Consider the following 15,293-nt stretch of genomic DNA (forward strand, 5'->3'; position numbering starts at 1 on the left):
CGTCTGGGTCCAGCCGTGCACGTGGTCCCCGAACGGTCCGTGTCGTGCGCGTCGGTCCGGCCCGGCACCGGTAGCCTGACCGCGACCCGACCGTCACCTCCGCGAGGACCACCGTTGCCGCCCGAACCGCCACCGCCCGCGCCGGAGTCGGCCGTCTCGGTGGTCATGCCGATCCTGGACGAGGAGCAGCACCTGGCCGATGCGGTCGCCGCCATCCTTGCCCAGGACCACCCGGGCGAGATGGAGGTGATCCTGGCTGTTGGACCCTGCACCGACCGGACGCCCGAGGTCGCGGCCTCCCTCGCGGCCGCCGACCCGAGAGTGCGCGTGGTCGACAACCCCAGCGGGCGCACTCCGGACGGCCTGAACGCCGCCATCGCGGAGGCGCGTCACGACATCGTCGTGCGGGTGGACGGGCACGGCATCCTCTCCCCGGGTTACATCGCCAAGGCGATCGCCCTGCTGCACGAGACCGGGGCGGCCAACGTCGGCGGCATCATGCAGGCCCACGGCGAGACGCCGTTCGAGTGCGCTGTCGCGGTCGCGATGACCTCCCGGATCGGCGTGGGCGGCGCGAGGTTCCACATCGGCGGACAGCCGGGCGAGGCCGACACCGTCTACCTGGGGGTCTTCCGGCGGGAGTGGCTGCGCCGCGTCGGCGGCTACAACACCCACTTCAGCCGGGCCCAGGACTGGGAGATGAACTATCGGATCCGGCGCGCCGGTGGCCTGATCTGGTTCACTCCCGACCTCACCGTCACCTACCGGCCGCGCGCCAGCGTGCGCACCCTGGCCAGGCAGTACCGCGACTACGGCCGGTGGCGCCGGGTCGTGTCACGGCTGCACACCGACTCGATCAACCTGCGCTACCTGGCCCCGCCGACCGCCCTGGTGCTCGTCGCCAGCGGCACGGTCGGAGGTTTCGTGTGGTGGCCCCTGTGGCTGCTGCCCGCGGGGTATGCCGTGTCAGTCACCGTCGGTGGTCTGCTCGCCGCTCGGGGCGAACCGCTCGCCACTCGGGTGCGGGTGCCTCCGGTGCTCGCCGTCATGCACGGCTGCTGGGGCTGGGGCTTCCTGACCAGCCCGCGAAGGCTCAAGCCCGAGACCTTCTGACCCGCCCCTACCCGGTCGGGGACGTCAGGGCCACTCGCGGATCGCGGACTCGGGCAGCTGCTCCCGCTGGTTTGCCGCCTCCCGTTCGCCGGCAGGCTTCTGGCCGCCTTCGGCCCCCCTGCCCGCCTTTCCGCTCTTGCCACCCTTGTGACCCTTGGTCTTGCGGGGGCGACCGATCTGTCCGCCGCGGCCGGGCTGGGCGCCGCCGGGCCGTCGGGAGGCGAAGTGCTCGCGGTAGGCCTCGACGACCTCCTCGGACGGACCGTCCATCACGAGCCGGCCGCGCTCGAGCCACAGGGCGCGGTCGCACATCTGCGTGATGGTCTTGTTGGAGTGGCTCACCAGGAAGACCGTCCCGGCCTGTTCGCGGATCTGCTCGATCCGCTTCTGGCTGCGGGCCCGGAAGTCCGCGTCGCCGGTGGCGAGGGCCTCGTCGACCATCAGCACGTCGGGCACCGCTGCCGTCGAGATGGCGAACCGGAGCCGTGCCCCCATGCCCGAGGAGTAGGCGGACATCGGCAGGTTGATGAACTCGCCGATCCCCGAGAACTCGACGATCTCGTCATACCGGTCACGCACCTGGGCCGGCGTGAGGCCGAGGGCCAGGCCGCCGATCATCACGTTGCGCTCGCCGGTGAGCGAGCTCATCAGCACGGCGTTGACGCCGAGCAGCGAGGCGGTGCCGTTGAGGTAGACCTCGCCCTTCGTGGGTGGCAGCAGGCCGGCGACGCCACGCAGCAGGGTGCTCTTGCCGGAGCCGTTGCGACCGATGATGCCGATGGACTCGCCGTGGTCCGCGACGAACGACACGTCCTGGATCGCGCGGACGTCCCGCGTGCCCGAAACCGGGCGACCGCGGTTGAGCGCGCGGCGCACCACACTCGACTGGGCCTGGGAGGAGGCCACGCCGCGGCGCTTGGCGCCGAACACCCGGTAGACGATGTCGATGTGCGAGACGATCACGGCAGGGACGGCCTGCTCGGACCCGCGCTGCTCCTGCTCCCCGGTGGAGCCGACCGGCCGGTCAACCTCGGCCATAGGTCGACTCCCCCCGCCAGAAGAAGATCATCCCGCCCACGGGGAGCAGGATGGCCCAGGCCAGCCCGACGAGCCAGTTCAACGGGTGGACCGCCGTCTCACTGAGCAGGGCCTCGCGGGGCAGGGTGAGTCCGAGCGCGAAGGGCTGGTAGCTGAGCACAGCCGCCAAGGCCTCGTGTCCCTGGGTGTAGTGGTCGATCGAGAAGAAGACGCCGGAGACGTAGCGAAGCAGCCGGACGACCATGTTGACCAGGTTGGCCAGGTCGCGGGACCCGTTGACCATGCGCGCCGCAAACAGCACCATCCCGGTGTTGACCAGGCTGTGGATGATCAGCGCGACGGGGAAGAACAGCCAGGCCACACTCGGTGGCTCACCCGTCACGAGCATGAGCACCAACAGCACGCCGAACGCGGGCACGTTGCTGATGAACTCCGTCAGCGACACCGACAGGGGCAGCACACACCGTGGGAAGCGCAGCGCGCGGATCAGCCCGAGGTTGCCGATGATCGCCCGGCAGCCCTTGGTGAGGCTGGCCGCGGTCGACCCGAACAGGAAGATGCCGATGGCCAGGAAGGCCAGGTAGTTGTCCACACCCTTGGAAGTGTTGATCAGGAATCCGAAGATGAAGAAGTAGGACGCGACGAGCAGCAGCGGATTGAGCACCGCCCACAACTGGCCCAGGTGGTTGTTCTGGTTCTTGGCGTAGGACTCGGCGGAGGAGAGCGTCAGCAGGAACCGGCGCATCTGCCACGTGTCGGCGAGGTACTGGCGCAGCGTCGGGCGGATGCCCACCTGACGCAGCCCGTGGCGCCGGGCGAGCTCGGCGGCCTCCTCGGAGCTGAGGACCGGCGGCGGATCACCGATCGCGGGCCTGCCCGCGGCACGATCGGCCAATGCAGCGCTCCTCGATGGGGTGAAGACACACCGTGACGGGGCGTGCCGCCGCGTCGTCCCACGGCGCGTGTGAGCATAACGCAGGAGGCTGGCCGATCCGGTATGCCGACCGCTCCGGCGGGTGTGCCGGGGCGCCACACGCGAGACGCACCCCAGCCCGTGGATGCGAGGGAAGCGAGGCACCCTCGGGTAGCGTGGCGCCGTGGATACCGGGACGGTGCGGACGTGCGGCAACGGGTCCCCGAACGGCGCGGCGGACGCGACCTCGTGAGCACGTTGCACACGAAGGACACCGTCGGCGGCACGGGCACCGGGGGCCGGGCGAAGGGTGTGGAGGACGGTGTGGTGGCTGGCGTCGACGTCGTGCTCGTCGGTGACGAGGACGCACGAGCGGTGCACGGCTGGTCGGCCGGCGCCGACGTCGTGGTCCTGGGCGGTGGCCTGACACCGGTCCTGCGGCAGGCGCTCGCCGACCTGTCGTTGCGCGAGCCGGTCACCATCGAGGAGCCCGGAGCGGCTGGTGTCCTGGACCTGGTCAGCCTTGCCCGTGCCGACCTGCGTCGACCCTTGGTGCTCATCGGTGGCGACGTCGAGCTCGAGCTGCCCGCACTGCTCGACCTGCTCGACCGCCCCGGGTCGGGCACCGCGGCCCAGACGATCCGGCCGGAAGCGGTGACCGAGGGGTTGCCGCACGTCATACCGGTCAGGGTCGGAGCAGACGCCGCGGCCCTGGAGTCGCTCGGCACTGACGTGCACGAGGTGACCGGACCCGACCACGCCCTCACCGGCCTCGTCCGCATCGACGCCCAGGACCGTGAGCGTGCCGCCGAGCTCTGGCAGTCGGCCGGTGGCCGCGTCGACCCGGGTGAGGCCCGCGACACCTTCGCCCTGGCCGTGCTGGCTCTGGTGCGGGGCGGACTGCGGCTGCGCAACCGTGAGCTCGGCCCGTTCACGTGGCGGCGAGCCGGCGCCTTCGCCCAGGGCCATCCGGGCAGCGCATGGGAGCAGCGGCTGCGTGGCGCGTCCCGTGGCGGTGACGGATACCTGTCGACCCGCGCCATCCGACCGATGTCGCGGCGGGTGACCCGCTTCGGGCTGGGCCGCGGCTGGACCCCCAACCTGGTCAGCGTCGCGAGCCTCACGATCGGCCTGCTCGCTGCTGGACTGGTGACCACGGACAACCGCTGGCTGTGGATCGTCGCCGCGGTCCTGCTGCAGGTGGCGCTCGTCGTCGACTGCGTCGACGGGGAGATCGCCCGGTTCACCCGCCGGTTCAGTGCCTTCGGTGCCTGGCTCGACGGGGTCGGAGACCGGGTCAAGGAGTACGCGATGTTCGCGGCCCTGGCCTTCGTGGCCGTGCGGCACGGTGCTCCTGGCTGGGTCGTGGCCGGAGCGGCGATGATCCTGGTCACCTTCCGCCACCTCGAGGACTACGCGTATGTCGACCGGCTGCGCCCGCTGCGCGCGAGCCGGCCGGACGTCATACCCCTCACGCAGGAGCGGGACGGGGGATCGGAGGGCGCGACGACGGCGTTCGCCTCCGCGCCGACACGCAGGGACGCGACGGTCCACGCCGTCAAGAAGGTCATCCACTTCCCGATCGCAGAGCGCTACCTGTTGATCTCCTTGGGCCTGTTGACGTTCCGGCCGCTCGTCGTGCTGTGGGCCGTGATCGCCGCGATGGCCATCGCGTTGGTGTGGACCCAGGGTGGGCGCACCGTCAAGGCCGTCTGGGGCAGGGACGGCATCACCGACGACCTGCTGCCCGGCACCGGGCGCTGGAGCGACCTCGACCACCAGATGGACCTCGGTCCGCTGGCACGCGTCGTGGGTCGGATCTCGAGCATGCCGGTGGTCGGTGGGCTCGCCGCGGCGGCGGCCCTCTACGTCGCCGTGATCGTCGCCGCGACGCAGCACCAGGTCCTCATCGCCCTGGTCGTGGGAATTCCGGTCATGGTGGTCCTCGGGGCGGCGGCGCGGCCCCCGGTGAGCGACCCGCTGGGCTGGCAGCTGCCGTCGGTCCTCTGGCTCGCCGAGGCGCTGGTCGTGGGCTCGGTGACCGTCGCGGTCGTGCCGGAGGGGGCACGCGGAGCGGCCTACCTCTGGCTCGCCGTGGTGGCCTACCACCGTTACGACGTCGTCTACCGCCTGCGTGAGACCGGAGAGGGTGGTGCCGGCTGGGTGGCTTTGGCCACCCTCGGTGTCGACGGCCGGGTCGTCGGGCTGCTGTTGGTCGCCTTCCTCGCGCCGGAGCTGCTGTCGCTCGTGCTGTGGATCGGGGCGGCCGTCCTCGCCGTCGTCTACGCTGTCGACTCCGTGCTGGGCTGGCGACGCGCGGCGGCCCGGCAGCGAGCGGTGACCGAGGCGGCGATGGCAGGGACACCGTGACGTCCGCTTCCACGGACCGACCCACGCACGACCCGGACGACGACCACCCCTCGCTGGAGCTGTTGCGGTCGGTGGGGCAACCGGTGGCCCACATGGCCCGCTACAACGCAGAGCACTGGGCCGGGACGCTCTACCTGCGCCACCTGAGCATCCGGGTGACCCGCTGGTTGCTCCCGACGCACCTCAGCGCCAACGGCGTGACCTGGCTGATGATCGTGGTCGGGCTGGTCGGGGCCTACCTCGCGCTCCTGCCGGGAGTGGTTGGCCCGGTGCTGGTCGTCGTCGCGATGCAGCTGCAGATCCTGCTCGACTGCAGTGACGGGGAGGTGGCCCGGTGGCGGCAGCACTTCTCGCCCGCCGGGATCTACCTCGACCGCGTCGGGCACTACCTGACCGAGGGCAGCCTGCCGATCGCTCTCGGCCTGAGGGCCGACGGCTACGACCTCGCACACCCCCTCGAGGTCGGGGGCTGGACCGTGCTCGGCCTGGTCGTGGCCGTGGTGGTGCTGCTCAACAAGGCGTTCACCGACCTGGTCCACGTCTCCCGGGCCAAGACCGGCCGGCCGATGCTGGACGACGTGGCCGCGACTGCTCGCTCCAAGGTGAGTGGGCTGGCCCGGGTGCGTCGCCTGTTCGGCTACCTGCCGATCTTCCGCGCCTTCGTCGCCGTTGAGTTCTCGCTGCTGCTCCTCGTGGCAGGGATCGTCGACGCCGTGCGGGGCGACCTCGGCGGCACCCACGTGCTGCTTCTCGTGCTCGTGCCGCTGGCCTTCATCACCGCGCTCGGGCACCTGCTCGCGGTCCTGACCAGCTCGCGGTTGGACTGACCGTGGGCGGGAGGCTCTTCCAGTGGGCGCAGGTGCCGGGTCCGGTCGGGGGCGTGAGGCGTTGCGTCGAGGACCTCAGCGCGGCGCTGGCGGACGACGGCGTCCCGGTCAGCCGCGTCAACACCGCATCGGCGCGCGACGCCGTGCGGATGCTGCCGCGGATCTGGGGGCGCAGCAGCCTGCACCTGTTCCACATCACCCGGCTCTGGCGCGCGATCGTCCTCGGCCCGCTCTTCGGGATGCTGCCCGGGCGCACCGTCCTGGTCCTGCACTCCGGGTCGACCCGACGCCAGGTCGAGACGGCGGGGAGATGGCGCGGCCGGCTGCTGCGGGTCGCGTTGCACGCCTATGACGAGCTCTGGGCGGTGAACGACGAGATCGGTGGCCTGCTGCCGGCCGGCCTGCGGGAGCGGGTGCGGGTGGTGTCACCCTTCGTGGCGCTGCCCCCGGACGATGGAGTCGGGCCACGCGAGCCCGACCTGATCACGGTCGCTACCAACTCGGGGCAGGAGCACTACGGGGCGGAGGTCGCCTTCGAGGCGGTGGCGCTGGCTCGTCAGTCGCGGCCCGAACTTCGGCTGTGGATGCTGGCCTACGGCGACGAGACCCCACGGCTGGCGACGCTGCGCCGCCGGGTGGAGGAGCTGCCCTGGGTGCGCTGGTCGTTCAACCTCTCCCCGCACGAGGTGGCTGACGCGCTGGCTCGCTCGGCCGTCTTCCTGCGCCCGACCTGGTGGGACGGCGACGCGCTCATCGTGCGGGAGGCACTCGCGGCAGGAACCCGGGTCGTCGCCAGCGACACCGCGGCACGGCCCGTCGGAGTGGAGCTCAGCGCTCTGGACGGGGAGGCCTTTGCCGAGGCCGTGCTGCACGGGGGCCGGCCGAGTGACGGGCGGGGCCTGGCCCGCCGGTCGATCGTCGAGGCTGCCCGGGAGTCCCTCGGGAGCCCCGGGGCCCTGCGCACCTGACCGGGCCGTCGAGCCACGCTGGCAAACCTGGGCTCGCGGGCGCCATACCGCCGGTTTGGCCGACCTTTGCCAGCATGGCTTGACGCCGGGCCGGCCATGGCGACTCGGTGTCTGGTCGCGCTGGACGCGGTGTCTGGTTGCAGTGGCGCAAAGAGCCAGTGAGCGGCGTGCCGACGTGACGGAATCGCAAGTCGCGCTGACACTGGTGTGGTGACCTGCCGCCATACCGGCGTGTCGTGGTGTTCCGGTCGGGTAGTGCCAGCGCGGGTTGCGATCCTGCGCCGATGCCTTGCCAATAATGGAGGCTCGGGAGTCAGAGCAGTTCGACGGTGAGCTCGGGCTCGGTCTTGTCGCGCACCTCGTCCTCGCTGACGCCCTCGGCGAGCTCGCGCAGCACCAGCCCGGACTCGGTGACGTCGATGACGGCGAGGTCGGTGATGATCCGCTGCACGACTCCGCGCCCGGTGTAGGGCAGCGAGCAGTCGTTCACGATCTTGTAGGAGCCGTCCTTGGCGGTGTGCTCCATCAGCACGATGACCTTCTTGGCGCCGTGCACCAGGTCCATCGCCCCGCCCATGCCCTTGACCATCTTGCCGGGAATCATCCAGTTGGCGATGTCACCGGCGGCCGAGACCTGCATGGCACCGAGGATCGCGGAGTCGACCTTGCCGCCACGGATCATGCCGAAGCTGGTGGCCGAGTCGAAGAAGGACGCGCCCTTGCGCAGGGTGACCGTCTCCTTGCCGGCGTTGATCAGGTCGGGGTCCTCCTCGCCCTCGATCGGGTAGGCGCCGACGCCGAGGATGCCGTTCTCCGACTGGAGCACGATCTCGACGTCGTCGGGCACGTAGTTGGGCACCAGGGTCGGCAGGCCGATGCCGAGGTTGACGTAGGCGCCGTCGGACAGCTCGCGGGCCGCGCGGGCGGCCATCTCCTGACGGGTCAGTGCCATGTTCAGGCCTCCTTGCTCTCGGACCCGGCGCCGGCGCCCGCGGGGGCGGCTTCGGTGCCTCGGGGACGGACGGTGCGGCGCTCGATCCGCTTCTCGGCGGCCTGCTCGGGGGTCAGCGGCAGCACGCGCTGGACGTAGATGCCCGGCAGGTGGACCGCGTCGGCGTCCAGCTCTCCGGGCTCGACCAGCTGCTCGACCTCGGCGATCGTGACCCTGCCGGACATCGCCGCGAGCGGGTTGAAGTTGCGCGCGCTCTGCCGGAAGACGAGGTTGCCGTGCCGGTCGCCCTTCCACGCGCGGACCAGGCCGAAGTCGGCCGCGATGGCCCGCTCCAGCACGAACTGCTTGTCCTCGCCGTCGACGGTGAACGTCTTGGTCTCCTTCTTCGGCGACGCGACCGCGACCGCGCCGTCAGGGGAGTAGCGCCAGGGCAGCCCGCCCTCAGCGACCTGGGTCCCGGCGCCGGTGACCGTGTAGAAGGCCGGGATGCCGGCGCCTCCGGCGCGCAGCTTCTCGGCCAGCGTGCCCTGCGGTGTCAGCTCCAGCTCCAGCTCACCGTGCAGGTACTGCCGTTCGAACTCCTTGTTCTCCCCGACGTAGGACGCCACCATCCGGCTGATCCGCTTGGCCTTCAGCAGCACCCCCAGCCCCCAGTCGTCCACCCCACAGTTGTTGGAGATGGCCTCGAGATCCTTCACCCCCAGGTCGTGGATCTCGGCGATGAGCACGCTCGGAATGCCACACAACCCGAACCCTCCCACCGCCAGGGACGAGCCGTCGACGATCCCCTCGACGGCCTCTCTGGCAGAACTGACCACTTTGTCCATGGCGGGACTCTATCGTCGTGATGTTCGGCGGGACGTGGTCCCCGAGGTCGTGCGAGTGGCAGCGCTGCCCGCGCCGGCGAAAAGAGCGGTCCATGACAGGACGACACGGATCCCATGAGAGACCGCGGGGGCGCATACGGGCACTTGGGGTCGTTCTGGCGTTGGTGGTCGTGGCCGCCCTGGCCGTGACGGGCGTGACCGTGCTCGGTGGCGACCGTCAGTCCGGGGTCGGGACCGCTGGCGCCCCCGGCGGTGCTGACCCGGCGAGAATCACGGCGACCACCGGGGGGACCTCTCGACCTTCCGGAGCGACGACGTCCTGCTCGTCCCCGACCACCGTGCGCGTCGCGACGACCGAAGCGATGGCCCGGGTCGTCCGGGAGCTGGTGGACCAGGGCGCCGCTGCCCTGGACGGCGCGTGCGCCGACTACCAGGTGAGCACGCCGGACCCGGCCACGGTGCTCCTCCAGGTGAGTGAGGACGACGCCGCCGCACCCGACGTGTGGATCCCTGACTCGTCGCTGTGGGTGGACCGGGCGAACGCCGAGGCAGGAACCTCGACGGCGCCGCTCACCTCCGATGGCGACGTGGCGTACAGCCCGCTGGTGCTCGCGGTCCCCGGCGGCCTGGCCGACCGGTTGGCCGGCGACGGCAATGTGGCCTGGGGATCTCTGCTGTCCGCGTCCGTGCCGGTCCGCGTCGGCGACCCGGGGCGCGACACGTCAGGGATGCTGGCCCTGCTGACGGCCCGGTCGGTCGTCGGTGACGGGGCAGCGGCCCAGAAGGCTCTCGGCGCCGCGATGATCCGGCTGTCGCGCACCAGCGCGCCGAGCGACGGGCAGCTCTTCGCGGCGAGCGGCACGAAGCTGGCCGTGGTCTTCCCGACGAGCGAGCAGGCTGTGGCGAGCCATCTTGCGGCGCACCCCGGTGCCCGGATGCGGGCGGTCGTGCCCGCGGAGGGGACCGCGTCGTTCGACTACCCGTTCGTCCAGCTGCCCGGACGATCTCCGGCGGTCGAGGCCGCCGGATCCCGGCTGCGCCAGGCGCTCACCTCGAGCGAGGGCACGAAGGCCCTGCAGGTGGCGGGTTTCCGTGTTGGCCCGGACTCCTCGGGTCCTGGGCTGGCCGGCGTCCCCGCCTCACCGAAGGTTCGCGCCCACCCGACCGCCGCCGCAGCGACCGGGGTGCTCGCGGCCTGGGACAGCGTGCGGACCGACATGCGCATGCTCGCGGTGATCGATGTCTCCGGCTCGATGGACCACAGCGCGGGTGACCGGACCCGGATCCAGCTGGCCGCCGGTTCGGCGGCGGAGGCCATGCAGGTCTTCCCTCCGAGTTCGCAGGTCGGACTGTGGGAGTTCTCCACGCATCGCGGGCCGGGCGGCCAGGACTGGAGGGAGCTGTCGCCCATCGAGCGGCTCGACGCGGTCCGGTCCGGGAAGACCCATCGCGACGTCATCCTGGCCGCGGCTCGCGGGCTGCCGGCCGACACCACGGGCGACACGGCGCTCTACGACACCGTGCTCGCCGCCTACCGTTCGGTGCAGCACGGCTACGACCCGCACCGGGTCAACTCCGTGGTGATCCTCACCGACGGCTGGAACGACGACCCTTCCGGCGGGCTCACCCTCGGCGCGTTGCACCAGCGGTTGCGCCAGGTGGCGGATCCGCATCGCCCGGTGGTCGTGATCACGGTGGCCATGGGGCCGACAGCCGACACCAGGGCCCTGTCGAAGATCGCCGGATGGACCCAGGGTGAGGCGTTCGTGGCCAAGGACCCGCGCGACATCCGGACGGTGTTCGTCGAGGCGCTCCTGCAACGGCAGTGTCGCCCGAACTGCTCGTGACGGCTGCTCCCACGAGCCCGCGAGCCGCCGCCGACCACCAGGGTCGCAGCGGCCGGGCGAGCCGGTCAGCCGACCAGGTCGAGCGTGACGCCCTCCGCGGCGAGCCGGTCCGGCATCAACGCGGGATCGGGGGAGCGCACCAGCACCACCGAGCCGCCCGCCGCCCAGGCGGACAGCGCGTCGAGCAGCACCTCGGGTGACGACCCGTCGAGATTGACGCGCGCCCCGGCCGGCCAGTCCCGCTCACGCACCACCGTGTCGTATGCCGTGTGCTCACCGCGCCCATCGGCGCCCCTGCCTGCCCACGCCACCTGCGCGGGTGGCGCCTCGGCGTACGGGCTGAACCGGTCGCCATACGTGGACAGCTCGCGGGCCTCGTCCATCGCGCCGGCGGGCAGAGGCCCCGGGTGTGCGCGGGCCAGCGCCGGGAGGGTCACGACCACCAGGTCGGCGTCGGTGCTGGCCTGGTCGTCGTCGGTGACCAGCACGTCGTGCGGCAGGTCGAGGTCGGTGCTGAGGGTGGCGCCGACCGACCAGGTGGCGAGGGCCCAGTAGACGGCGCGCCAGTGGGCCAGCGGGAGGGAGAGCGCCACGGTGCTGCCGGGGCCGGCGTCGAACTCGTCCTGCAGGGCGTTCGCTGCCTTGGCGACCCAGTTGGCGATCACCTTGGCCGACAGCTCGATCCGCTCCCCGCGGGTGGGGCCTTCCGTGTCGTCGTAGAAGGTCAGGCGCGGACGCGTGGGATCCGACGTGAGCAGGTCGGCGAGGACGGAGGCTGGGGTGGGCACGGGGCCAGCGTAGGTCGCAGGCGCGGTTGCCCGTCCGTCCGGTGCAGATGGCATCCTCGTGGCATGCCTGACGTCGCCGAGGTGCGCCGCCGCACCTGGGTCCCGGGGCGGCCGGTCGACGTGCTCGCCACCCTGGGTCCGCTGCGGCGTGGTGCCCACGACCCGACCTGGCGCGTCGACCCGGACGGCACCCTCTGGAGGGGTGTGCGCACACCGGAGGGCCCGGCCACCCTGCGGCTCTCGAGCCGGCCCGCTCTGGGGGAGGTCGCCGCGAGTGCGTGGGGTCCCGGCGCCACCTGGCTGCTCGACTCCCTTCCGGCGTTGCTCGGGGCGGGCGACGACGTGTCGGGGTTCGTGCCCCGCCACCCGCGCGTCGTGGCGGCGGGCCGGATGTTCTCCGGCTGGAGGGTGCCGCGGACCGGGTTGGTGGTCGAGGCGCTCGTCCCGACGGTGCTGGAGCAGAAGGTCACCGGGCAGGAGGCCTACTCGGCCTGGCGCCGCCTCGTCCGCCGGCACGGGGAACCCGCTCCGGGGGCGGAGGGCCGGCTCTGGGTGGCCCCGGCGGCAGTGACGTGGGGGCGGATCCCGTCGTGGGCCTGGTTGCAGGCCGGTGTCGACGGGGCCCGCTCTGCGACGGTGGTGCGCTCGGTCAGGGCCGCCGGGCGGCTCGAGGAGTGCGTGGACCTCGACCGGGTCTCGGCCCGGCGGCGGCTGCGGGCGGTGCCGGGCGTCGGGGTGTGGACGACCGCCGAGGTGGCCCAACGGGCGCTCGGTGACGCCGACGCGGTCAGCTTCGGCGACTACCACGTGGCCAAGGACGTCGGGTGGGCACTCACCGGGCAGGAAGTGGACGACGACGGGCTGGCCGAATTGCTCGAACCCTATGCCGGACACCGTTATCGGGTGCAGCGACTGCTCGAGCTCAGCGGCGCGATGCGGCCCAGACGTGGGCCGCGGATGCCGCCGCGCCGCCATCTGCCCGTCGGGCGGTCCGGGTCCCGTCTCCGCTGACCGGAGGTCCCGCCAGACGGATCATCGTGGCGGTTCCCGTGCGAGCGGCATACGGACTGCGACAAGGATCGGCACGGGGCGCTGGGAGACCGGTGCGCGGAGGCCACGCGACGCCGACGGAAGGGCCGTGGCGGGTCAGTCGCGTTCGCGCACCTCGACGGTGACCCGCGTCCGCGGACCCGGCTCGCCGGGACGGCCCGACGGGAGCTCGATGGTGCCGGAGAGCCGCTCGGCCCAGAGAGCGGGCGACAAGCGGCCGAGGACCACGCCGAGCGCGACCGGGTCGTCCGAGGCGAGCTCGAGGTGACCGCCCGAGACCTTGGTGGTGACGGCCTCCAGCCCCAGCACCGCCAGCGCGGCGGCCCGGGCCAGCCGGGCTCCGACCTGATCTGCGTCCGTGGAGGGTATGCCGATCCGCTCGGCCTCCGGGCTCGCCGGTTCGACCCCGAGCGCGGCCCGGACCGCCTCGTAGGTGCCGTGCGAGAACCAGTCGCCCGGCCCCGTGCGCACCAAGGCGCGGGCACCCGTCATACCGCCGACCGCTTCCGTGCGGTGGGAATTGCTCTCGAGGCCGCGCACGTGGGCGAGTGCGACGTGCCGGTCCTTACCCTTGACCAGGTCGGCCGCGCTGGCCAGCTCGTCGGCCAGGCACCGCATCGTGACCGACAGCGGCCGCCCGTCTGCGTCGGTCGCACCCCGCAGGTCGTCCAGCACGGCCAGTCCGGCCGCGCCGAGCGCGAAGTCGGTCTGCCCCGCGCGCCAGGGCCGACCCGAAGTGTCGCTCAGCACCAAGCCGATCCGGGGGAAACCGGCTGCCTCGCTCCCACCCGGATGGCTCCCACCTGGGTCCCTCCCACCTGAGTCGCTCCCACCTGGGTGGCCGCGTCCAACGTCGGCGCCGCATGCCGCCGCGGCCGTCGCCAGGAGCTGTTCCAGCAGCACCTGCGCGACCGTGTCCGGGTCATCGGGCAGCAGCAACAGCTCGTCGGACCCGGTGTTGGAGGCATCGACGCCTGCCGCGGCCATCACCGGCCCGGCGAGCGCCTCCACGACCCGTGTCACCGACATGTCGGTGCGCCGCTCGGCGACCACGCGCCGGCTCTGAGCCAGGACCACGGCAGCCTTGTCGCCGGCCGGCGCGCGCAGCCCGAGCGCCTTGGAGACCACCTTGCTCGACAGGACCAGCACGTCACCGTCGACCAGCTCGAGGCCTCCCCGGCGCAGTCCCTCGGAGATGAGCCGAGCCAGCCCGGCCAGCCCGTGTTCCGCCGTGATCTCGGGCATCCCCGTGACCGGGGTGACGACCAACGGGGCGGTGCGTCCCGTCATACGGCGTGGCGTCCCTGCCGGCCCAGCTCGAGCCCCAGCTCGAGCGCCGCACCGGCGATGTCCGCTGCGTGGTCGACGTCCTTCATCCACAACGGGAGGGCGCGCACCTGCAACCCGGGGTCGAACCGCGGGCCGCCGACCTCGACCTCGGCGTCGCGCTCGTCGACCAGCCACCCGTCGAGGAAGTCGGCGTAGAGCCCGGCCACCGCCTGGGTGGTGGACTCGACCCCGATCGCCGACAGGCAGGCGTCGGCGTGGCCGCGCACCGGCGCGCCGCCGATGAGCGGGGAGACGCCGACGACGGGAGCAGTGGTGCCGCGCAACGCATCCCGGACGCCCGGCACTCCCAGGACGATGCCGATCGACACCACGGGGTTGCTCGGCGGCAGCAGCACCAGGTCGGCGTTCCGCAGTGCGTCCAGCACCCCGGGGGCCGCGGTCGCCCGGTCCATCCCGATCGCGACGAAGCGCTCCGCCGGCACGGCCGCCTGGTGACGAACCCACCACTCCTGGAAGTGGATCGCCGACGGGCCTTCCCCCCGGTCGACGACCACGTGCGTCTCGACCGGAGTGTCACTCATCGGCAGCAGGGTCACTCCCCGATCCGGCAGCCCCCACCGCGCCGCCAGACGAGCGGTGACCTCCGAGAGGGATACCCCCTGCCCGAGCCACTGGCTGCGAACGATGTGCGTCGCGAAGTCCTTGTCGCCCAGCCCGAACCACTGCGGTTCCGCTCCGTATGCCGCCAGCTCGCCCTGCACGGAGTGCGTCTCGTCCGCGCGGCCCCACCCCTGCTGCTCGTCGATGCCCCCGCCGAGCGTGTAGAGCAGCGTGTCGAGGTCGGGGCACACCCGCAGGCCGAAGAGCGTGATGTCGTCACCGGTGTTGCCGATCACCGTGATCGTGGATCCGGCGAGGTCGGGGGAGCGGTCGAGGTGGGCGAGCAGTCCACGGAGGAACCGGGCACCGCCCACACCGCCGGCGAGTGCGGTGATCTGCATGGCTGACAGTCTTCCAGCCGACCTCGCCGCCCCACGCGGTGGTCCACCGGCTCACGGAGCGAAGCCATGGAAGGGGGCCCACAGGGGCAGCTGTGCAGCGACCTGAGAAGCGCGCGGAAGTGGCTGAGAAAGGGCACGGCACCACGCGCCACCGGGCCTGAAACGGGGCGGAGCCGGAGGAGTTTTATCAGACGCGGGCTTGACTTTGACCGTATGACACGCGTGTAATTCCATTGTTGTCGTCCATCCGGACAAGCTCGACACGTGCAGCAGGGACCCGCCGGGGTCGTCACCTGGCGGTTCACTCGG

General features: G+C 72.1%; 13 protein-coding genes. 6 read left to right on the forward strand and 7 right to left on the reverse strand.

Annotation, left to right across the window (positions count from 1 at the left end):
• Positions 1 to 114: 114 nt before the first annotated feature.
• Positions 115 to 1,113 (forward strand): glycosyltransferase family 2 protein, encoded by a 999-nt coding sequence (locus tag FCN22_RS14020; RefSeq protein WP_274381597.1) that lies wholly within the window; start codon positions 115 to 117, stop codon positions 1,111 to 1,113.
• 24 nt (positions 1,114 to 1,137) lie between these two features.
• Here the strand turns inward: FCN22_RS14020 and FCN22_RS14025 are convergent, their stop codons facing one another.
• The gene (locus FCN22_RS14025; protein WP_137122186.1) at positions 1,138 to 2,151 is read right to left on the reverse strand and encodes an ABC transporter ATP-binding protein; all 1,014 of its coding nucleotides are present in this window, start codon (positions 2,149 to 2,151) and stop codon (positions 1,138 to 1,140) included.
• Positions 2,138 to 3,046, reverse strand: a complete 909-nt coding sequence (locus tag FCN22_RS14030) for an ABC transporter permease (protein ID WP_137122187.1) — start codon at positions 3,044 to 3,046, stop codon at positions 2,138 to 2,140. The genes FCN22_RS14025 and FCN22_RS14030 overlap by 14 nt, the downstream gene beginning before the upstream one ends.
• A gap of 225 nt (positions 3,047 to 3,271) precedes the next feature.
• Here FCN22_RS14030 and FCN22_RS14035 point away from each other — a divergent pair, with 225 nt between their 5' ends.
• Genes FCN22_RS14035 through FCN22_RS14045 form a run of 3 tightly spaced genes read left to right on the forward strand, consistent with a single transcriptional unit; the run spans position 3,272 to position 7,229 of the window.
• Entirely contained in the window at positions 3,272 to 5,434 is a 2,163-nt protein-coding gene (locus FCN22_RS14035) for a DUF5941 domain-containing protein (RefSeq protein ID WP_137122188.1), read from the forward strand.
• On the forward strand, positions 5,431 to 6,261 hold the full coding sequence (locus FCN22_RS14040) for a CDP-alcohol phosphatidyltransferase family protein (protein WP_137122189.1): 831 nt from the start codon (positions 5,431 to 5,433) through the stop codon (positions 6,259 to 6,261). The genes FCN22_RS14035 and FCN22_RS14040 overlap by 4 nt, the downstream gene beginning before the upstream one ends.
• 53 nt (positions 6,262 to 6,314) lie before the next feature.
• Positions 6,315 to 7,229, forward strand: a complete 915-nt coding sequence (locus tag FCN22_RS14045; RefSeq protein WP_137122190.1) for a glycosyltransferase — start codon at positions 6,315 to 6,317, stop codon at positions 7,227 to 7,229.
• 313 nt (positions 7,230 to 7,542) lie between these two features.
• Here the strand turns inward: FCN22_RS14045 and FCN22_RS14050 are convergent, their stop codons facing one another.
• Positions 7,543 to 8,181 (reverse strand): CoA transferase subunit B, encoded by a 639-nt coding sequence (locus tag FCN22_RS14050; RefSeq protein WP_137122191.1) that lies wholly within the window; start codon positions 8,179 to 8,181, stop codon positions 7,543 to 7,545.
• A 2-nt stretch (positions 8,182 to 8,183) separates the two neighbouring features.
• Positions 8,184 to 9,008 (reverse strand): CoA transferase subunit A, encoded by an 825-nt coding sequence (locus FCN22_RS14055; RefSeq protein WP_137122192.1) that lies wholly within the window; start codon positions 9,006 to 9,008, stop codon positions 8,184 to 8,186.
• A gap of 338 nt (positions 9,009 to 9,346) precedes the next feature.
• Between FCN22_RS14055 and FCN22_RS14060 the strand changes: the two genes are divergently transcribed.
• Entirely contained in the window at positions 9,347 to 10,855 is a 1,509-nt protein-coding gene (locus FCN22_RS14060) for a substrate-binding domain-containing protein (RefSeq protein WP_162308206.1), read from the forward strand.
• Between the two features lie 65 nt (positions 10,856 to 10,920).
• Here the strand turns inward: FCN22_RS14060 and FCN22_RS14065 are convergent, their stop codons facing one another.
• On the reverse strand, positions 10,921 to 11,643 hold the full coding sequence (locus FCN22_RS14065; RefSeq protein ID WP_238384742.1) for a TIGR03089 family protein: 723 nt from the start codon (positions 11,641 to 11,643) through the stop codon (positions 10,921 to 10,923).
• A gap of 63 nt (positions 11,644 to 11,706) precedes the next feature.
• Between FCN22_RS14065 and FCN22_RS14070 the strand changes: the two genes are divergently transcribed.
• Positions 11,707 to 12,654 (forward strand): DNA-3-methyladenine glycosylase family protein, encoded by a 948-nt coding sequence (locus FCN22_RS14070; RefSeq protein WP_137122195.1) that lies wholly within the window; start codon positions 11,707 to 11,709, stop codon positions 12,652 to 12,654.
• Positions 12,655 to 12,789: 135 nt separating this feature from the next.
• On the opposite strand, the gene FCN22_RS14075 is transcribed toward FCN22_RS14070, so the two are convergent.
• Positions 12,790 to 13,983, reverse strand: a complete 1,194-nt coding sequence (locus FCN22_RS14075; protein ID WP_238384743.1) for a coenzyme F420-0:L-glutamate ligase — start codon at positions 13,981 to 13,983, stop codon at positions 12,790 to 12,792.
• On the reverse strand, positions 13,980 to 14,984 hold the full coding sequence (gene cofD / locus FCN22_RS14080; RefSeq protein ID WP_137122196.1) for a 2-phospho-L-lactate transferase: 1,005 nt from the start codon (positions 14,982 to 14,984) through the stop codon (positions 13,980 to 13,982). Before cofD ends, FCN22_RS14075 begins: the two co-directional genes overlap by 4 nt.
• Positions 14,985 to 15,293: the final 309 nt, after the last annotated feature.

It is taken from the genome of Segeticoccus rhizosphaerae (genome assembly GCF_005222685.1).
Classification (GTDB): Bacteria; Actinomycetota; Actinomycetes; order Actinomycetales; family Dermatophilaceae; genus Segeticoccus; species Segeticoccus rhizosphaerae.